The organism is Pseudomonas sp. GW821-FHT02C04 (assembly GCF_059421845.1).
The window spans coordinates 695,975-714,315 of record NZ_JBWKVT010000003.1 but is presented as its reverse complement, the minus strand read 5'-3'; the positions used below and the strand labels follow the sequence as shown (position 1 = coordinate 714,315).

At 57.2% G+C, this 18,341-nt stretch carries 13 protein-coding genes; 6 read left to right on the top strand and 7 right to left on the bottom strand.

From position 1 onward, the window contains the following. Nucleotides 1-167 precede the first annotated feature (167 nt). The 7 genes from AC07VV_RS15430 to AC07VV_RS15400 all read right to left on the bottom strand — a co-directional run bounded on the left by AC07VV_RS15430 (nt 168) and on the right by AC07VV_RS15400 (nt 10,357). Entirely contained in the window at nt 168-1,235 is a 1,068-nt protein-coding gene (locus AC07VV_RS15430) for a hypothetical protein (RefSeq protein WP_423204986.1), read from the bottom strand. 97 nt (nt 1,236-1,332) lie between these two features. After that, complete coding sequence (locus AC07VV_RS15425; protein WP_495036700.1) at nt 1,333-1,944, bottom strand: hypothetical protein; 612 nt, start codon at nt 1,942-1,944, stop codon at nt 1,333-1,335. A gap of 34 nt (nt 1,945-1,978) precedes the next feature. Next, nucleotides 1,979-2,878, bottom strand: coding sequence for a hypothetical protein (locus AC07VV_RS15420; protein WP_423205732.1), 900 nt, complete (start codon nt 2,876-2,878; stop codon nt 1,979-1,981). Between the two features lie 164 nt (nt 2,879-3,042). Beyond that, the gene (locus AC07VV_RS15415; RefSeq protein WP_495036699.1) at nt 3,043-6,843 is read right to left on the bottom strand and encodes a hypothetical protein; all 3,801 of its coding nucleotides are present in this window, start codon (nt 6,841-6,843) and stop codon (nt 3,043-3,045) included. Beyond that, a complete protein-coding gene (locus AC07VV_RS15410) occupies nt 6,840-7,634 on the bottom strand; it encodes a DUF4123 domain-containing protein (RefSeq protein ID WP_423204989.1) in 795 nt (264 codons plus the stop codon). The genes AC07VV_RS15415 and AC07VV_RS15410 overlap by 4 nt, the downstream gene beginning before the upstream one ends. A gap of 2 nt (nt 7,635-7,636) precedes the next feature. Further along, entirely contained in the window at nt 7,637-9,715 is a 2,079-nt protein-coding gene (locus AC07VV_RS15405; protein ID WP_495036698.1) for a type VI secretion system Vgr family protein, read from the bottom strand. 126 nt (nt 9,716-9,841) lie between these two features. After that, on the bottom strand, nt 9,842-10,357 hold the full coding sequence (locus tag AC07VV_RS15400; protein WP_007949952.1) for an Hcp family type VI secretion system effector: 516 nt from the start codon (nt 10,355-10,357) through the stop codon (nt 9,842-9,844). 527 nt (nt 10,358-10,884) lie between these two features. Here AC07VV_RS15400 and AC07VV_RS15395 point away from each other — a divergent pair. From AC07VV_RS15395 to AC07VV_RS15370, 6 genes are read left to right on the top strand one after another with little or no spacing between them, the layout of a single operon-like run. After that, on the top strand, nt 10,885-12,507 hold the full coding sequence (locus AC07VV_RS15395; protein WP_096819669.1) for a methyl-accepting chemotaxis protein: 1,623 nt from the start codon (nt 10,885-10,887) through the stop codon (nt 12,505-12,507). Beyond that, a complete protein-coding gene (locus AC07VV_RS15390) occupies nt 12,507-13,043 on the top strand; it encodes a chemotaxis protein CheW (RefSeq protein ID WP_096819668.1) in 537 nt (178 codons plus the stop codon). Before AC07VV_RS15395 ends, AC07VV_RS15390 begins: the two co-directional genes overlap by 1 nt. Continuing rightward, nucleotides 13,040-14,317, top strand: a complete 1,278-nt coding sequence (locus AC07VV_RS15385; RefSeq protein ID WP_495036697.1) for a CheR family methyltransferase — start codon at nt 13,040-13,042, stop codon at nt 14,315-14,317. The genes AC07VV_RS15390 and AC07VV_RS15385 overlap by 4 nt, the downstream gene beginning before the upstream one ends. Then, nucleotides 14,314-14,997 carry a chemotaxis protein CheW gene (locus tag AC07VV_RS15380; protein ID WP_495036696.1) on the top strand — a complete coding sequence of 228 codons (684 nt, stop codon included), beginning with the start codon at nt 14,314-14,316 and terminating at the stop codon, nt 14,995-14,997. Before AC07VV_RS15385 ends, AC07VV_RS15380 begins: the two co-directional genes overlap by 4 nt. Next, nucleotides 14,994-17,288 carry a hybrid sensor histidine kinase/response regulator gene (locus AC07VV_RS15375; protein ID WP_495036695.1) on the top strand — a complete coding sequence of 765 codons (2,295 nt, stop codon included), beginning with the start codon at nt 14,994-14,996 and terminating at the stop codon, nt 17,286-17,288. Before AC07VV_RS15380 ends, AC07VV_RS15375 begins: the two co-directional genes overlap by 4 nt. Next, nucleotides 17,285-18,295 (top strand): chemotaxis response regulator protein-glutamate methylesterase, encoded by a 1,011-nt coding sequence (locus AC07VV_RS15370; RefSeq protein ID WP_096819665.1) that lies wholly within the window; start codon nt 17,285-17,287, stop codon nt 18,293-18,295. The genes AC07VV_RS15375 and AC07VV_RS15370 overlap by 4 nt, the downstream gene beginning before the upstream one ends. Nucleotides 18,296-18,341: the final 46 nt, after the last annotated feature.

Sequence of the window (18,341 nt, the reverse complement as noted above, 5' to 3'; positions counted from 1 at the left end):
GATCTATTTTTTAGATATTAAATCTGTCATTTTTTCTTTATGTAGCGCTTGCTCCATCCCCGGCGAGGTCAGGAATTCGCTCGCCGGGGATTTTCAATGCAAATTCGGCCTTGGCTGGTTGAAAGATCCGGACTTTGGGCAGTGGCAGCTTTGAGGTTTCACTGACGTCAATCCATATATTTCACATGATTCAACATCAAGTTGGATCGACTGAATGTATCGATGGCATCGATTCGTACCAGTAATTCTGCGAGTTTTTCTTTAAAAACATTGTCGGCCATGTCAATCCAGTAACGGGGCTTACGTCCATTTTTTTTGTCGTGTGCAACCGAGACAGGATCAAGGTGACGTGAAGCTTCGAACATCGGTATGTCGGGTATCGGGCGGCTGACATCCATGTAGTTCTGCAGGAAGTCCCATAGCGCACAGGGTTGCTGGGTCGTGTTGTCTGGAGTTATCAGGTCGTTGAAGTTGATCCCGGCACCGTTATAGCGATGGACCAGCGATAAACTGTTCATGGCCAAGCCCTGCCGGTCAGGGCTGGTGATGATGTAAGCGTCGAACTCAGTAAAAGGAGCTTCAAATTCGACAGCTTCGTTTTTATCGGCAGCGTTCCTGTAATTGAAGATTCTGACCACGCCCGTACGCCGGTTAAATTCCCACTTCGGGCCTTGGGGAGGGCGGAACCAGATTGTCGGAAAGCGGGTGATGACGATGTGGCCTATCATCCAGCAGATGAGCGGTAAACCTAATGCCCAAGAATAAAAACTGATAAACAGATGGGTTGTGAAATCCCAGGCAGACTGTTCTGACGCGGACATCACTGTGATGTGAGCCAGTATCAAAACGGGGATCAATATGATAGTTGCCCACTTCCCGGCACTTTTTAGAAATAGCCAGAATTGCGAGCGAAAAGGCAACTGCGCATGGCGAAACACTTCATGGTCATGCTTGATGTGAAGCTCCACATCTTCAAGCGGACGTGGCGTATAGGTACCGCTTGCTTTCATTTCATTTTTTTCCAATTCCCATTTCTCCCAAAACCGCAGGGTTTCGGGAGTCGGATCTTGGAATAAGCTGCTTGGAACTACTTCTTGCGCATTTCCCCAAGGAAGCCGAGTCCCGATCAACTTATGCAGAGTTCCGCGGACGGATGCGTCCACCTGGTTTGGTATTCGACGCGGGTCGTATGCTTTGTTTGAGTAATAGGTGGAGGGTTCCATGAGCGCTGGCATCAGTTAGCCTTATTAGTCTGTTCGTCAGCCCAGAAAGGCCGTTTGGTCTTGACGAAGTCCGCTTTCGCGTACTCCGGACCATAACGTGTGGGGTCTTTTACGCCGGTGGCCGGGAAGTAGCGTGTTTCCGAGGCGGTTTTAAGAACGAATTGTGCTCGAACGGCCAGATCGTATCCGACGGCTTTTTTATTGCAGATCCTTTCGATTCCGGAGTGTCCAGATATAGCTCCAGAAAGTCCGGGAACGGACGCTGCGCTTTGATAGGTGGAATTTCATTCAGAATGCTGGTTTGCGTGGTCATTGGCATAAACCTGGCGTATGAGATTTCTTTTTTTCTCATCCGGCACTCAGCTTGAATACCAATGCTACCCACGCTGCCCAAAAGACCAGGCAGCCGGCTTTCTATACGAACTACTGTATTGGAAGTCCTCACGTCATATGGCGTTGGATTTTGGTTATCCAGTTTTGCGTTGACGTCAAAAAGCGGGTTGCTTCTAACGTCAATGCTGACACCCGCAAGTAGCCCAATCAGGCGATAAAATGCTTCTGCGTAGATGAAAGGTGACAGATTTATTTTGTAGAAAATAAATCTGTCACCTTTTCTTTTTTTCTTTATTCTGAAGTGTAGATGTTGTTTCTGGATTTTCTGATGCAGAGTTTTCGTTGTATGGAAATGATGACAGCTTTTTTCAGGAAGTAGATCTGTCACCATCTGTCCAATATCTTCCCTGACCAAACAATGTCTAATCAATGTATTTGACTGCTTTTGCCATAAGGTTCGGGCGAGCAAATGTATCTATGGTGTCGATTTTTTCAAGCATTTCCTTAACTTTTGCTTTGAAAGTATCGTTGTCCATATCGATCCAATAACGCGCTGGTCGACCATTTTTTTTATCATGTTCAAAAGTCGTTGGATCCGAGTTTCGATAGGGTTCATACATCGGGATTTCAGGCAGTGGACGTTGGGTGTCCATAAAATTTTGCAAGAAGTCCCAGAGCGCACAGGGTCTTTGTGTCGTATTGTCAGGGGTTATCAGGGCGCTCAGATTAATGGTGGTATCACTATAGCGATGAGCGAGTTGTAACCCATTCGTGGGCAATCCTTGGCGATCTGGTGACGTTACGATATAGGCATCGAATTCGTGAAATGGTGCAACCATGTCAGCGGTTTTACTTTGCATTTTTGCACGTGCGTAATTGAAAATCGTCACCTGTCCTGTAACGCGATTCAATTCCCATAGCGGCCCTTTGGGAGGTCGAAACCAGACTTTCGGGAAGTAATTGACAATGATGCTGCTAATTATCCAAGGTGGGAGTAAAATTTTTATAATGAGTAATGTAATGGAGTTGTTTGTGAGCTCTCTTATGTTGAATTCAGATGAGTCCATTTCAAATAGCGAATCAATCAGAAAACATAATGGGAGGAGAATGATCATCCCCCACTTGCAAAAGGTTCTGAGCGAGAGCCAGAACTGAGATCGAAAGGGCAATTGAGCAAAACGGAACCGCTCATGATCATATTTACAGTGCAGCTCCACATCTTCGAATGGGCGTGGCACGTATTTCCCATTCGCTTTCATCTCTGCCTTTTCTTTCTCCCATTGCTCCCAAAAACGCATACTTTCTGGTTTTGGATCTTCCATTATATTTTCTGGAACCACATCTTGCGTGTGACCCCAAGGCAAGCGCGTGCCGGTTAGTTTGTGAAGGGGGCTTCGCTTCGCTGAGTCTGCTTGCACGGGGATGCGGTCTGCCCGGTAAGCTTCTTCAGAGTAGTAAAGCTGCGGTTCAGCGTCTTTTGACATGTTCAGGCCTTGTTCGTCTGCTCATCGGCCCAGAATGGGCGGTTGGTTTTGTTGAAGTCTGCCTTGGCATACGCTGCGCTAAAACGAGTAGGGTCTTTTACACTGGGTGCTGGAAAGTAACGTGTTTCAGACTGATTTTTTAGAACGAACTGTGCACGTACGGCCCATTCGTACCCTGTCGACTTTTTGGGTGTGGTGATCATTTCTGGAGTGTCAACGTACAGTTCCAGCGCATCCATGTATACACGCTGCGCTTTATAAACAGTAGGGCTGCCAGATACGTTTTTCTGAGTTGATAATGGTGATCCTCGAAAATTGGTAGTCACTACTTCACGAATTCGACACTCGGCCTGAATGCCAATGTTGCCTATGCTCCCGATAAGTCCGGGCAGTCTGCTTTCGATGCGAATCACTGTATTGGCATTACGGACTTCAAAAGGACTTTCCGAATGTATGTCAAGTTTTGCGTTAGGATCAAAAAGCGTGTTTGGCTTCACCGAAATTCCGATACCGGAAAGTAACCCGATCAATCGATAAAGAGCCTCTTGCGGGTCTTTAAGATGCTTGGCGTTTTCCTCACCCTTCGATGCAAAAGGGCCGTTCAGGAGCCAATCCTCCAGTGGAGTGCTACTAAGCCAAAGTACCAAGCCTGCTCCAGTGCCAATGAGCAAGAGTGCCAGCCAACCCAAAGGGGTCAGTCCGAGCACCGGACCCGCACTCGCCGCTCCCGTTGCCATTCCGGCAACCACTCCAGCTGCAGCACCGCCAGCCATCAGCAAGTATCCATACATCGCGTTGTCATTCCATTGCCAGGCATACCAGGCATCGTAAATGCTTATCCCAGCAAAAATGATCCCCGAGAATGATTGTGTGATCAATCGAGCCGTGATTTTTTGTGTTAGTCGTTCAGTCAGGGCTTTGCCGATCCACTTTTTTACATTGCTGTCTGCCAAGTCGTAAATCGGTTTTCGGGCTAACGCGAGCGCGGATTGGGTTCCAACCAGTTTTACGGTCAATGACTCCATCGCAATGATCAGGTCCATTCCTGCCGCCAAAACACCCAATCGGACTCGGTTTTTATTCTTCTCCCTGCTAGCGGCTTCCCTGCCTTGCAACTCTGCATTCACATTCCACATTTCAAGCATCAGTACTGCTATTGAGAACGGGCGTGAATTTAAAATTCGGAATACAGGGGCATTATTGCGAGTTCTGTGTTGGTTCACGGCATCAGTGAGAGCGGATCCAGTCTGTACGACCCGCGCATTCGCGGCATCGGATGCCGTATTGGAAAGCTGGGCAGCCGTAAGTTGCTGGTTCATGTTTCTGACTAACTGTGCAGTACTATGATTGCGCGGGATTGCCAGCACCAAATGTTCGGAGCTTACGACGCCGGTTTCAGGAAGACGCGTTCGATCGGTACTGCCTAGAAGTTTCCCTTTATTGTCCAGAAACTCTCCGTAGTACGTTACGGGTACGGACTCGCGGGTAGGAAGATCTTCCAGACCAAAGAGATAATAGCTTTGCGTGACGGCTCCCCGACGCATGAAGTAGGCGGGACCGAATGTGTTCGGCATCATACTGCGAAGCTGCTCCACTCCTCGTGCGTGCAGCTTCACATTGACGGGGCGCGCGCGTTCTGCCAATCGGTCACGTGTCTTTTGCATCCGATCATTTGCCCGGTTTCGGGCGTCATTACTTGCATCGGCATCGGCTGACGCCTGATTGAACGCCTCCCGCGACGGCAGGGTGGCGGCAAGCGCATTTTCCACGGCCGATTGAAGCGTGTCGTAGATGCCGAGAAGCGCGCTACTGATATTCTTGCCGCTTGTTATCAGAAAACTATCGAGGCTGGCGCCCGCCAGAAGGTTGGCCACGATATCGGCATCCATCGTGGTTAGCTGGGCAGCAGCGGGTGGGACTTTGTTCTCAAGCTTCGCTAGCTCAGAAGCGCGGTACTTTCCATCCCCTTTGTTTTTTTCCGGCTGCGGCACTTGATAGGGTTTGCAGGCGCGTTCCATATCGCATTCAGGCCAGAACATTAGGTGTAACGGCGTTTCGGCGCTATTGGCCAAAGTAGCCAACCACTGTTGCCCCGGTGTGGCTTTAGGGCTGTACAGAGTGACACCGCTTACGGCATCGACTACGTCACCGCTTGGCGCCAGAGGATCAAGACGCGAGGGGGGGGGCGCAAGTGCAGCAATCGTTTGGCTGATGACGAACAGAGCAGACAAGTAGTCAAAGCCATCAAGGCTCAGATGATCGGCCAGGGTTTGTTGTGTAACGTCCTGTTGCAAGCTTTCAGTCAGTAGATTCTGAGCACTATTCATGTGCTGCCAGACCATCGTTCGTTCCAGAACAGCGGTGCACTGATTGATTCGCTGCTTTCCAGTACCGCCAACTTTTTCAAGGCTCGCATGCAACGGGTTAGATTTGCCTTGTAGATTACGGGGTACTACCAGCTGTTGTATGAGCAGGGCACTGGCATGGTTGGCTTGTTGGGTCGCATGACGTGCGCAAAGTTTTAGCAGTTCCTGATGGGTTTCCAAACGACTCTTCAGATGTCTGAGCCGGTAGCGTGGATCTTCTAGCAGTACACCACAGATTTGCCGTTGTCTTGCCTTGGCTAGCGTATCTGCAACGCTGGCTTGGGCTATCCATACGTCGGGAGGCGCCTCCTTGTTGTCAGAGGCGGCTGGTGCCGGCATTGATGCAACTAATGCATCAGCTACCGCACTCAACTCGAGCAGTTCGGTACGCTGCACTGGATCGTTATTTTCTGATGTGCCTTTGGTACACGCTTGGAGGAACGTTTTGGCTTTCTGGCTAGCTGTAACAGGGAACTGTCCAGAGAGATCACACAGATAGCGGCCAGGATGATCGAGTAGTCCTTCATAGCCTGGCTCGCGCGATCGTTGAGGTGCTGCCACGCTGACTGGAAAACAACCGCTTTCGAGATTGCGTTTGACGACGGTGGCCTGCGCCGCTGCGGTGCTATTGGCGTAGTTGTGAACATTGAAATTTGAAAATGCCTCAAGCATAGCCTTGCCATCGGGCTTACCGGTGTACAGGTCTTTAAAGCTCTTGTTGGAGCAAGTCAGATTTTGCGGGTTCTTGCAGCGTTGGCTGCGCAAACGGCTGTCTTCCTCAAAGCGTTGCAGGCGAGCGGCGTGTAGTTGTATTTCAGAAAAGCACATCTGTAGATCTAGCACTCTCTGATTGTTCCAGAGAGAAGGTATCCAAATATCTTCCAGCGCTACCCCAGTGACTTTTCGTTCACCTGTTTTAAATGTCTTTTCTTGGCGGTAGTGAGCAATGTCCACGTCGTGATATGTCGTTTTCCCTTCAAGGATTCGAACCTCCAGTTCACGCCATAGTTTGCCTTTGTAGAAGACATAGATGAACCCTGCCCGAGCCAGCACTGGTGTGCCGTGGTCATACGCACTTTTTGAGCCGGGAAGCGAAACGAAAGGTAGAACGGGTACGAGTTGGTTCCACTGAACGTCAGATTCGCGTGGGGTTGATCGAACATCAGCAAGCAGGGGCAACCGGATGGGTTTACCCTGCGTCGAGTCGATTTCCAGCCAGAGTTTCCGTTTGGCTTCACCGGTGCAATTCCATACATGCAAAACGCTACTGCAAATTTCTTTTTCCTGCGGTTCCGTCTGTGCCTTCTGAACTTTGTCGGCAGGATCACACAACACTACTCTCTGAGTCGCAGGATGGTCCTTGCCTATGACTTGGACGATCACCTTGGATGTTTCGCAAGCCGGACCAGAGCTTAAACTCCCAACGGGTTTACTCATGTCAGAGACTCCTTGTCCTCGAAATTGCTACTTAGATATTGCTGCAGAAGGCCCAGGCGTTCTTCGCCACTACCACACTTGGGAATCATTGGAGTTTGTGTGTTCGGGTAACTGGCACGTAGCGATAAGTATTTGTTCAACTCTTGCGGTTCTATGAAACCATCTGCGATGCCTTCATCCAGGAATTGGGCTGCCTCAGCCAGCGATGCATCGCTCTGCTTGTGCCACCACACATAGACAAAATGTTCTTTCTGTTGCCGCTGCAAGGCTTGTTCATGAAGCACATCAAGATGCAGAGAGTTCAGACCGTCGTTTTTTTTCCAGTCCCGCGTATTCCCATTCTCTACACTGAACCAGTGAAGTGAGTTGTTTGCCAAGTCGTACCATGTACCGCCATACCAGCTCATCCGGTTGATAGGACCCATCCAGGTGTAGGGCGTCGTCTCGTTCTTAACGGTAAAGAAATAGCTCGCTGTTCTTGGGTTGGAATAGCGAAGCACCCCTTTGCGCTCTGTGTCGAAACGTATAAACAGAATATGCCGAAGGTGTGCCAACAGATTTTCATCGGATGCCTGGCTTTCTATGATCAGCCCTGGCCATGCTGAAGGCGACTCGCGCATTTGTTCGATAATGAAAGCGCTGGATGTCGACTCAAGCCAGATCGGACTTTGTTCCGAGTACGCTTGCAGCTCAGTCGAATCGAACAAAAGGGTTGGATTAGGATCGGGCAACTGTTGGTAGAGTTTTTCCAATAGGTCGTCCGTGCGTTCCAGCAATACCGAAATACTCATGTCTATGCTCCCGCCATCAAGGCTTTCCTGCAGGGGCAATCTGTCAATGGGCATTCCATTGGCGTCCCACCTTTGGGTTTTTGGCACAGTTCAACAATGGGCACATTTTCACGCAGACGCTGCTGCAAAAGCATGCCTGGCCTATCCGTATCCGCCTGCTTCAACGGCCCCGGCATCAGCGGCGCCGCACCCGTGCCGCTCCCCGGTCCACCGCCTGAATTGATGTTGATCGCCGGCCCGCTCATGGTCACGCCGCCGCCATCGATCTTGATGAAGCTGCCACCACCGACCAACGTCAGCTCAGCCCCAGCCTCCAGCACCACTTTCATCCCGCTGCTCAGGTGAATTTCCTGCCCCGCGTCGATGAATTGTCCGGTGCCGATCTTGATGTGCTGGTTCACGCCCACGGTCAGGTGGTCGTTGGCCCGTGCTTCGACTTTGCGGTCTTCGTAAACGGTGTGGTGTTCTTCAGCCTTGAATTCCGTGTAGCTGTTCTTTTCCACGACGTCGTGGCGTTCGTTGCCGACGCGGATTTTCTGGTCGTGTTCGATGTTTTCGTCCCAGTCGCGCTGGGCGTGGAGGAAGATCTGTTCCTGGCCTTTCTTGTCTTCGATGCGCAGTTCGTTGAAGCCACCGCCGCCCATCGAGCTCAGGGTCTTGAAGGTGGTGCGCGTCTTGTTCGCCGGCAGGGCGTAAGGGACGGTGTTTTCCTTGTGGTACAGGCAGCCGCTGATCAGCGGCTGGTCGGGATCGCCTTCGAGGAAGGTCACCAGCACTTCCATGCCGATGCGCGGGATGGCGATGCCGCCGTATTGGGCGCCGGCCCAGGCGCTGGAGACGCGCAGCCAGCAGCTGGTCTTGTCGTCGGCGAGGCCGTCGCGGTCCCAGTGGAACTGGACTTTGACGCGGCCGTATTCGTCGCAGTGGATTTCCTGGCCTTGCGGTCCGGTGACCACGGCGCTCTGGCTGCCGAGGATGCGCGGTTTCGGGTGGCGCAGGGGCGGGCGGTTCGGCACGTCCCACGGGGTGGCCTGAAAGCGGTTGCGGTAGCCTTGATGGAAATCGTCTTTCAGCGCGGTGGTGTCGCTGGTCACCGATTCTTCCAGCACTTGCGGCTGCTTGCCTTCGTGATGGACTTCGGTGAGCAGCCACAGGTCGTTCCACTTGGCCTTCGGGTGTTCTTTCAGCGCGAGGAAATGGCCGCTGACCAGCAGCGGCTGGTCGCTCTTGCCTTCGGCGAGCTGGAAGTCGCTGCGATGGCGTTCGAGGGCGCGTTTGGCCAGGTGTTTGCCGCGCTCGCGGTCGACGAAACGGCCCGGGTAGTCGTAATCCTCGAGGTCGGGCAGGGCGTCGCCGCGGTTTTCGCTTTCGAGGGTGATGCGCGGTTTTTCGAAGTCGTAGTCGCGGCGCGTCGTACGGCTGGTGCGGGTTTCCAGGCGCAGGTCGAAGCGCTTGATCACCGGGTCGCTGGCGACCATGCCGGAGTCCTGCTGATAGGCCACCGGTGCCAGTTTGTGGAACACCGTCTGGTCGTCGCCGAACACCAGTTTGTGCGCCGTGGCGCTGTGCTGGAAGTGGTAGTGAATGCCTTCTTCTTCGCACAGGCGCTGGATGAAATGCAGGTCCGATTCGTCGTACTGCACGCAGTAGATGCGGTCGGGGTAGATCGAACCGGTCTGGAACTCATAGGCGTTACCCTGGATGCCGTGTTCTTCGAGGACCTTGCCGATGATTTTCGGCACGCTGAGGTTCTGGAAGATCCGCTGGTTGATCCGGTGCGCGAGGTACGCCAGTTGCGGGCGCAGGGTCACGGAGTAGCGCGTCAGGCGCTTGCCGGAATCGCCTTGCGCGGCGCGGTAGATCAGGCCGTGGATGCCGCTGCCGTCGGGCGACAGCTGCAGGAAGGCCGGCTTGTGCAGCAGGGTTTCGAGGTCCAGCGACGGCTGCTCACTGACCAGCTCCACCTCGAATACGAAAGGCTGGCTGACCCCTTCCCGACCGGTGAGGGTAAACACCTGAAAGTCGTTGGAAAGACCTTCGACGGTCAGGGCAAAGTGGGTTTCATTGGCCGGCGCGAACATCCCTTGTTCCTCGTGCTGTACAGCGGCGTTCGTCGACCGCTAAACGATCAACGCACGCGAAATTCTGGAGGGCGTAAACAACATCGACCAGCAGAGCTGGCCGATGCTTGAAACGATCAGCCGTAATTAAACGACTGGAGCACGCCAGTCATCGGAACCCGAAGTACCGGATACTTCGTGGGTCCAGGTGATTTTGCGGTAGGTGAACTGCACTTCTTCCAGGTGGGTGAAGTGCGCGTTGCCTGGATCCTGGCAGTTGTGCATTTTGTTGTTGATGGCGACGATGATCGCGTCTTCCAGTTTGGTGGTGTAGTAGTGCTCTTGGGTGCCTTGAGCCGAAGTGCGGTACCACTGGATAACGATTTCGCTCATGCGCTCGCCGGAGGTCAGTGCTGCTTGCAGCAGAGGCGAAGCCTTGTCGTAGACCTTGGTGATCACAACTGGCTTGTGAACGCGCTGACCGGTTGGCTGACCGGATTGCGGGTCACGCGGGATGATCACGTCGTGGGTGAAAGCCTGAACCATAACCTGGTCTTCGTGGCCTTCCTGGTAGGTGTTGCCAACGGAGTCGGCGGTGAAGGCGCCGGCAGTGATCAGGCCTTGTTTTTCGCCGGTAACCGACATGTACGCTGGTGTTGCCATGGGATGCTCTCCTTGCGGATAAAGTTAGGGTGCCCGGGAGGCGAAATCGCCCGGTGGGTGCCAAAGCTATATCAAGGACCGTGCCAGCTTTGCCAAAGTCTCCGTGATACGGGGGCGAAACTGCTGTTAAGTGCATGTTTCAAGATGTTTCATGCCAAATTAAGGCCAAAAGTGCGCAACTTCTTGCGCAGTACTGCGCAAGAAGTTGCGCACTCGGCTACAGGCGACGGTACTCGGGGGCTGTAGCGATATCGGGCGGTGATTTCGCGAATCAAGTGCGCAAGAAGTTGCGCACCATGGCACATGGCTACTGTGTCGCCAGATCATCTAAAACGGAAATGGCCAATCCATCGCCCCTTTTTGCCATTGCGTCACTGGCACGCCGCCCTCCGATTGCTTGAAAGTCCCTATCCAGAGCCCACCCCGTTTAACACCGGAAGGCTTGAGCGCGGCAAACCGTCTTATAAATGAAACACCGCCCTCAGCTATACTCCCCCGCAATTTCGATCTGGCCCCGAGGACTGACTGTGAAGAACTGGACGTTGCGCCAACGCATTTTGGCGAGCTTTGCGGTGATTATCGCCATCATGTTGCTGATGGTGGTCGTCTCGTATTCTCGGCTGCTGAAGATCGAAGCCAGTGAAAACAGCGTCCGTGATGACGCGATTCCCGGCGTCTATTACAGCTCGATGATCCGCGGCGCGTGGGTCGACAGTTACCTGCAGACCCAGGAACTGCTGGGGCTCAAGGAGGGGCAGGGCGTCAGCAGTGAAGACGCGGCGGACTACCAGTCCTTCGAGAAACGTCTCCAGGAGCAGATGGCCAACTACCGCAACACCGTGACCACTGACGAGGACCGGATCGAGTTCGCCGCGTTTGAAAAGGATCACGACAACTACATGAAGATCCAGGACGCCGTGCTGGATCTGCACAAGCGCAATCTGGAAGCCGATGCGGTCAAGCTGTTCAACGAGAAACTGACCCCGGCCTGGGTCGGCGGGCGCATGAAGCTCAACGACATCATCGGCGAGAACAAGAAAGTCGCCGACCAGGCCATGGCCAACATCGACGACGCGGTGGCGGCAGCCAAGGTCAGCATGTTTGTCTCGCTGCTGGTGGCTGTGCTGGCCGCCGGTTTCTGCGGTCTGTTGCTGATGCGCGCGATCATGGCGCCGATGAACCGCATCGTGCAGATCCTCGAAGTCATGCGTACTGGCGACCTGAGCAGCCGCTTGAACCTCGAGCGCAAGGATGAGTTCGGCGCCGTGGAAACCGGCTTCAACGACATGATGACCGAGCTCACTTCGCTGGTGTCCCAGGCCCAACGCTCGTCGGTGCAGGTCACCACGTCGGTGACAGAGATCGCCGCCACCTCCAAACAACAGCAGGCCACTGCCACCGAAACCGCCGCCACCACGACCGAAATCGGCGCGACGTCCCGCGAGATTGCGGCGACCTCTCGTGACCTCGTGCGCACAATGACCGAAGTCTCCACCGCCGCCGATCAGGCCTCGGTGCTGGCCGGTTCCGGGCAGCAAGGCCTGGCACGCATGGAGGACACCATGCACTCGGTGATGGGCGCGGCGGATCTGGTGAACGCCAAACTGGCGATCCTCAACGAGAAGGCCGGCAACATCAATCAGGTAGTTGTGACCATCGTCAAGGTCGCCGACCAGACCAACCTGTTGTCCCTGAACGCCGCGATCGAAGCGGAGAAGGCCGGTGAGTACGGTCGCGGTTTCGCGGTGGTCGCCACTGAAGTGCGGCGTCTGGCGGATCAGACGGCTGTCGCTACTTATGACATCGAACAGATGGTTCGCGAGATCCAGTCGGCGGTGTCGGCCGGGGTGATGGGCATGGACAAGTTCTCCGAGGAAGTGCGTCGCGGCATGTCCGAGGTCCAGCAAGTGGGCGAGCAGCTGTCGCAGATCATCCATCAGGTACAGGCGCTGGCGCCGCGGGTGTTGATGGTCAACGAAGGCATGCAGGCCCAGGCCACGGGCGCCGAGCAGATCAACCATGCGCTGGTGCAACTGGGTGATGCCAGCAGCCAGACCGTCGAGTCGTTGCGTCAGGCCAGTTTCGCCATCGACGAACTGAGCCAGGTGGCCGTGGGCCTGCGCAGCGGCGTTTCGCGATTCAAAGTCTGATGAGCGAAATCACCGCCAAACGCAGCGCTGCACCGGTGGCGAAGCAGGCGTTATTCCTGCTGTTTCGCATCGGCAGTGAACGCTACGCCCTGCGTGCCACGGAAGTGGCCGAAGTGCTGCCGCGCCTGCCGTTGAAGCCGATTGCCCGGGCGCCGCACTGGGTGGCGGGGGTGTTTGCCTATCGTGGTTCGGTGGTGCCGGTGATCGATCTCAGCGCCCTGACGTTCGGTCATCCTGCCGAAGCGCGCACCAGCACCCGGTTGGTGCTGGTGCATTACCGCGCGGATGACTCGCAACCCTCGCAATGGCTCGGTCTGATCCTCGAACAGGCCACTGACACCCTGCGTTGCAACCCGGATGATTTCCAGCCGTACGGCCTCGACAATCGTCAGGCGCCGTACCTGGGCCCGGTGCGCGAAGACGCTCGCGGACTGGTGCAATGGGTTCGAGTCAATGATCTGTTGGACGAGACGGTGCGCCCGCTGCTGTTCCCGACGCCGCCGCTGGATCCGGCGCGGCTTGAGGAGCAGCCATGAGCAGCGACCAGCGCTTCTTCGATTTTCTCAAGGAACGCATCGGTCTCGATGTCGCTTCGGTAGGGCCGGCGATCATCGAGCGAGCGGTGCGCCAGCGCATCATCCTGTCGCAGATGGTCACGGCCGATGAATATTGGCAAACGCTGCAAGGTTCGCGGGACGAACAGCAAGCGCTGATCGAGGCGGTGATCGTCCCCGAGACGTGGTTTTTCCGTTACCCGGAATCCTTCGCCACCCTGGGCAAACTGGCGCGCAAACGCCTGGCCGAGCTGAACAACATGCGTGCGCTGCGTATCCTCAGCCTGCCGTGTTCCACCGGTGAAGAACCTTATTCGATTGCCATGGCATTGCTCGACGCGGGCCTCAAACCCCATCAGTTCAAGGTCGATGGCATGGACGTCAGCCCCCTGTCGGTGGACAAGGCGCGGCGGGCGCTGTACGGCAAGAATTCGTTTCGCGGCCAGGAACTGGCGTTCCGCGAACGGCATTTCATGCCGGAAGACGAAGGCTATCGCCTGAATGAATACGTGCGCGAACAGGTGCGTTTGCAGGTCGGCAATGTGCTGGATCCGACGCTGCTGGCCAGCGAGCCCCCGTTCGATTTCGTGTTCTGTCGCAACCTGCTGATCTATTTCGACCAACCGACCCAGCAACAGGTGTTCGCCGTACTCAAGCGCCTGACCCATGTGGATGGCGTGCTGTTTATCGGCCCCGCCGAGGGCAGCCTGCTCGGACGGCTGGGCATGCGTTCGATCGGGATTCCACAGTCTTTCGCGTTCAGTCGCCACAGCGATCCACAGCCCGAACCGCTACCGATTCCGGTCGCCATTCCGACGCCATTGCCGGTCCGCCAACCCGTGCGCAGCGCGCCACCGCCGCCGGTGCGCAGCCGGCCGTTTGCCGCTGTGACACCGTTGCCCGCCACCGTCAAAAGTCCGAATCCCGACGCCACGACCCTGCTGGCCAACATCGCCGCCCTGGCCAACGAAGGCAAAAGCGCCGAGGCCCGCGCTGCGTGCGAACAGTATTTGCGCAGCCATGAGCCGGTGGCTCAGGTGTTCTACTGGCTCGGCCTGCTCAGCGACGTTGCCGGCAGCGCTCTCGAAGCCCAGGGTTTTTACCGCAAGGCCTTGTACCTCGAGCCGCAACACGCCGAAGCCTTGATGCACTTGGCCGGTTTGCTGCAGGCCCAGGGCGATACGGCCGGTGCCAGACGATTGCAGGAGCGCGCCGCCCGTAGCGGCCGCACCGCCGACAGTGAGCGTAAACGATGATCCCGTCCGACACCTTGAACGTCACCCACGAAGACGCCCGGGCCATCGACGATTGCTGGAACCGCATCGGCATCCACGGCGACAAGTCCTGCCCGCTGCTGGAAGAGCACATTCACTGCCGCAATTGTTCGGTGTATTCCGCCGCCGCCACGCGCCTGCTCGACCGCTATGCGCTGCAGCAGGACGAACGCGATCCGGTGGCGATCCAGGTTGAGACCGAGCTGAAAACCCGTTCGCTGCTGATGTTCCGCCTCGGCGAAGAATGGCTCGGCCTGGCCACCCGCAGTCTGGTGGAGGTCGCGCCGTTGCAGGCGATTCACTCTCTGCCGCACCAGCGCTCCCGGGCCTTGCTCGGCGTGGCGAACGTGCGCGGGGCGCTGGTGGCGTGCCTGTCGCTGGTCGAACTGCTCGACCTCGACAGCAACGCCGCCCCGGCGACCGGCGCGCGGATCATGCCGCGTATGCTGATCATCGCGGCCCAGGGCGGGCCGGTGGTGGTGCCGGTGGACGAAGTCGACGGGATTCACGCCATCGACGAGCGAATCCTTGAGGCCGCGTCGCGTTCCGGGGCGCAGGCCAGTGCGAAGTACACCCGAGGCGTGTTGCCTTTCAAAGGTCGCAGCCTGCGTTGGCTGGATGAAGAACAGCTGCTGTCCGCCGTGACCCGGAGCCTCACATGACCCCCGAGCAAATGCGCGACGCCTCCCTGCTGGAGCTGTTCAGCCTCGAAGCAGAAGCTCAGACCCTGGTGCTCAGCGCCGGGCTGCTGGCGTTGGAACGCAACCCGACCCAGGCCGATCAGCTCGAGTCGTGCATGCGGGCGGCGCACTCGTTGAAAGGCGCGGCGCGGATCGTCGGCATCGACAGCGGCGTCAGCGTCGCCCACGTGATGGAAGACTGTCTGGTCAGTGCGCAGGAAGGGCGGCTGTTCCTGCGCCCGGAACATATCGACGCGCTGTTGCAGGGCACAGACTTGCTGATGCGCATTGCCACGCCGGCCAACGGCCCGCAACCGGCGGACATCGAGGCTTACGTGGCGTTGATGGGCAGTTTACTCGATCCGGCTGCGCCGGCAGTGGTACCCGCCGCTCCGAGCGCGCCGCCGATGGCCGAGTTGCAGCTTCAGCCACCGCCAGTGGTTGAGCCCGCGCCCGTTGAAATCCCCGTCGAGGTTACCGAGCCGGAGCCCGCGCCGCGCAAGAGCAAGCGCACCACCGAAGGCGGCGAACGGGTGCTGCGGGTCACCGCCGAACGCCTGAACAGCCTGCTCGATCTGTCGAGCAAATCCCTGGTGGAAACCCAGCGCCTCAAACCGCACCTGGCCACCATGCAGCGCCTCAAGCGCATGCAGAACAATGGTCTGCGGGCGCTGGAAAGTCTCAATGTGCATCTCAAGGAGCATTCCCTGAGTCTTGAGGCCCAGGAAGCGTTGGAAGATGCGCGGCGTTTGCTTTCCGAATCCCAACAGTTGCTGGCAGAGAAAAACGCCGAACTCGACGAGTTTGCCTGGCAGGCGAGTCAGCGTGCGCAAGTGCTCTACGACACCGCACTAGCCTGCCGCATGCGGCCGTTCGCCGATGTGTTGTCCGGTCAGGTGCGGATGGTGCGCGACCTCGGTCGCAGCCTCGGCAAACAGGTGCGGCTGGAGATTGAAGGCGAGAAAACCCAGGTTGACCGCGATGTGTTGGAAAAGCTCGAAGCACCGCTGACGCACCTGCTGCGCAATGCGGTCGATCACGGCATCGAAACGCCGGAAGAGCGGCTGCTCAAAGGCAAGCCCGAAGAGGGGCTGATCCGTCTGCGTGCCTCGCATCAGGCTGGATTGCTGGTGCTGGAGCTGAGCGATGACGGCAACGGCGTGGATCTGGAAAAAGTCCGCCGCAGCATCGTCGAACGCCAGTTGTCGCCGGCCGAAACCGCCGCGCAGTTGAGCGAAGAAGAACTGCTGACGTTCCTGTTCCTGCCGGGTTTCAGCCTGCGCGACAAGGTCACCGAAGTGTCCGGTCGCGGCGTCGGCCTCGATGCCGTTCAGCATATGGTCCGCCAATTGCGCGGCGCGGTGGTGCTGGAGCAGACGGCAGGCGAGGGCAGCCGCTTCCATCTGGAAGTACCGCTGACCCTTTCCGTGGTGCGCAGTCTGGTGGTGGAAGTCGGCGATGAGGCCTACGCCTTCCCGCTGGCGCACATCGAGCGCATGTGCGACCTGGCACCGGACGACATCGTGCAGGTCGAAGGGCGCCAGCATTTCTGGCACGAGGGCCGCCATGTCGGACTCGTCGCGGCCAGTCAGTTATTGCAGCGTCCGGCCAGCCAGAACAGCGGCGATACGCTGAAGGTCGTGGTGATCCGCGAGCGCGACGCGATCTACGGCGTGGCGGTCGAGCGTTTCGTCGGTGAGCGCACGCTGGTGGTGCTGCCGCTGGACGAGCGGCTGGGCAAGGTGCAGGACATTTCCGCCGGGGCCTTGCTCGACGACGGCTCGGTGGTGCTGATCGTCGATGTCGAAGACATGCTGCGTTCGGTGGACAAACTGCTCAACACCGGGCGTCTGGAGCGCATTGCCCGCCACGGCCATCAGGCCGCAGAAGCGGCGCGCAAACGGATTCTGGTGGTCGACGATTCGCTGACCGTACGCGAGTTGCAACGCAAGCTGCTGCTCAATCGCGGTTATGACGTGGCCGTTGCGGTGGACGGCATGGACGGCTGGAACGCCTTGCGCTCAGAGGACTTCGACCTGCTGATCACCGACATCGACATGCCGCGCATGGACGGCATCGAACTGGTTTCGCTATTGCGTCGCGACAACCGTCTGCAATCGCTGCCGGTGATGGTGGTGTCCTACAAGGACCGCGAGGAAGACCGACGCCGTGGACTGGACGCCGGAGCCGACTATTATTTAGCCAAGGCCAGTTTTCATGACGACGCCCTGCTCGACGCGGTGGTTGAGCTCATCGGAGGAGCGCGGGCATGAAAATCGCAATCGTCAACGACATGCCTTTGGCGGTGGAGGCCCTGCGCCGTGCGCTGGCCTTCGAGCCGGCGCATCAGGTGGTGTGGGTCGCCAGCAACGGCGCCGAAGCGGTGCGCCTGTGTGCGGAAAACACCCCCGACCTGATCCTGATGGATCTGATCATGCCGGTGATGGATGGCGTCGAGGCCACCCGGCGAATCATGGCCGAGAGCCCGTGCGCGATTGTCATCGTTACCGTTGACCGCCAGCAGAACGTGCACCGGGTGTTCGAAGCCATGGGCCACGGTGCGCTGGACGTGGTCGACACCCCGGCCCTCGGCGCGGGCAATGCCCAGCAGGCGGCGGCGCCGCTGTTGCGCAAGATTCTGAATATCGGCTGGCTGATCGGCGAGAAAACCGCTCGCGCCCGCCCGGCCCAGACGACACCGCGCAGTTCCGGGTCGTGCCAGCGGCTGGTGGCGATCGGATCGTCAGCCGGTGGGCCGGCGGCGCTGGAAGTCTTGCTCAAAGGCCTGCCGCGCAACTTTTCTGCGGCCATCGTGCTGGTGCAGCATGTCGATCAGGTGTTCGCCGCCGGCATGGCCGAATGGCTGGCCAGCGCCAGCGGCCTGGACGTGCGCCTGGCCCGGGAAGGCGAGCCACCGCAGGCCGGCGCGGTGTTGCTGGCCGGCACCAATCATCACATCCGATTACTCAAGAACGGCACGCTGGCCTACACCGCCGAGCCGGTCAACGAAATCTACCGCCCCTCGATCGACGTGTTTTTCGAAAGCGTCGCCAACTACTGGAACGGTGACGCAGTAGGGGTTTTATTGACCGGGATGGGACGCGACGGGGCTCAAGGGCTTAAGCTCATGCGCCAACAGGGTTACCTGACCATCGCGCAGGATCAGCAAAGCAGTGCGGTGTACGGCATGCCCAAGGCCGCCGCGGCCATTGATGCAGCCGTAGAAATCCGTCCACTGGAAAAGATAGCGCCACGATTGCTGGAGATTTTCCCCAAATGAACACGTCCATCCGCAATCCTGGCCCCCGCAGCACTCAGGTGACCGC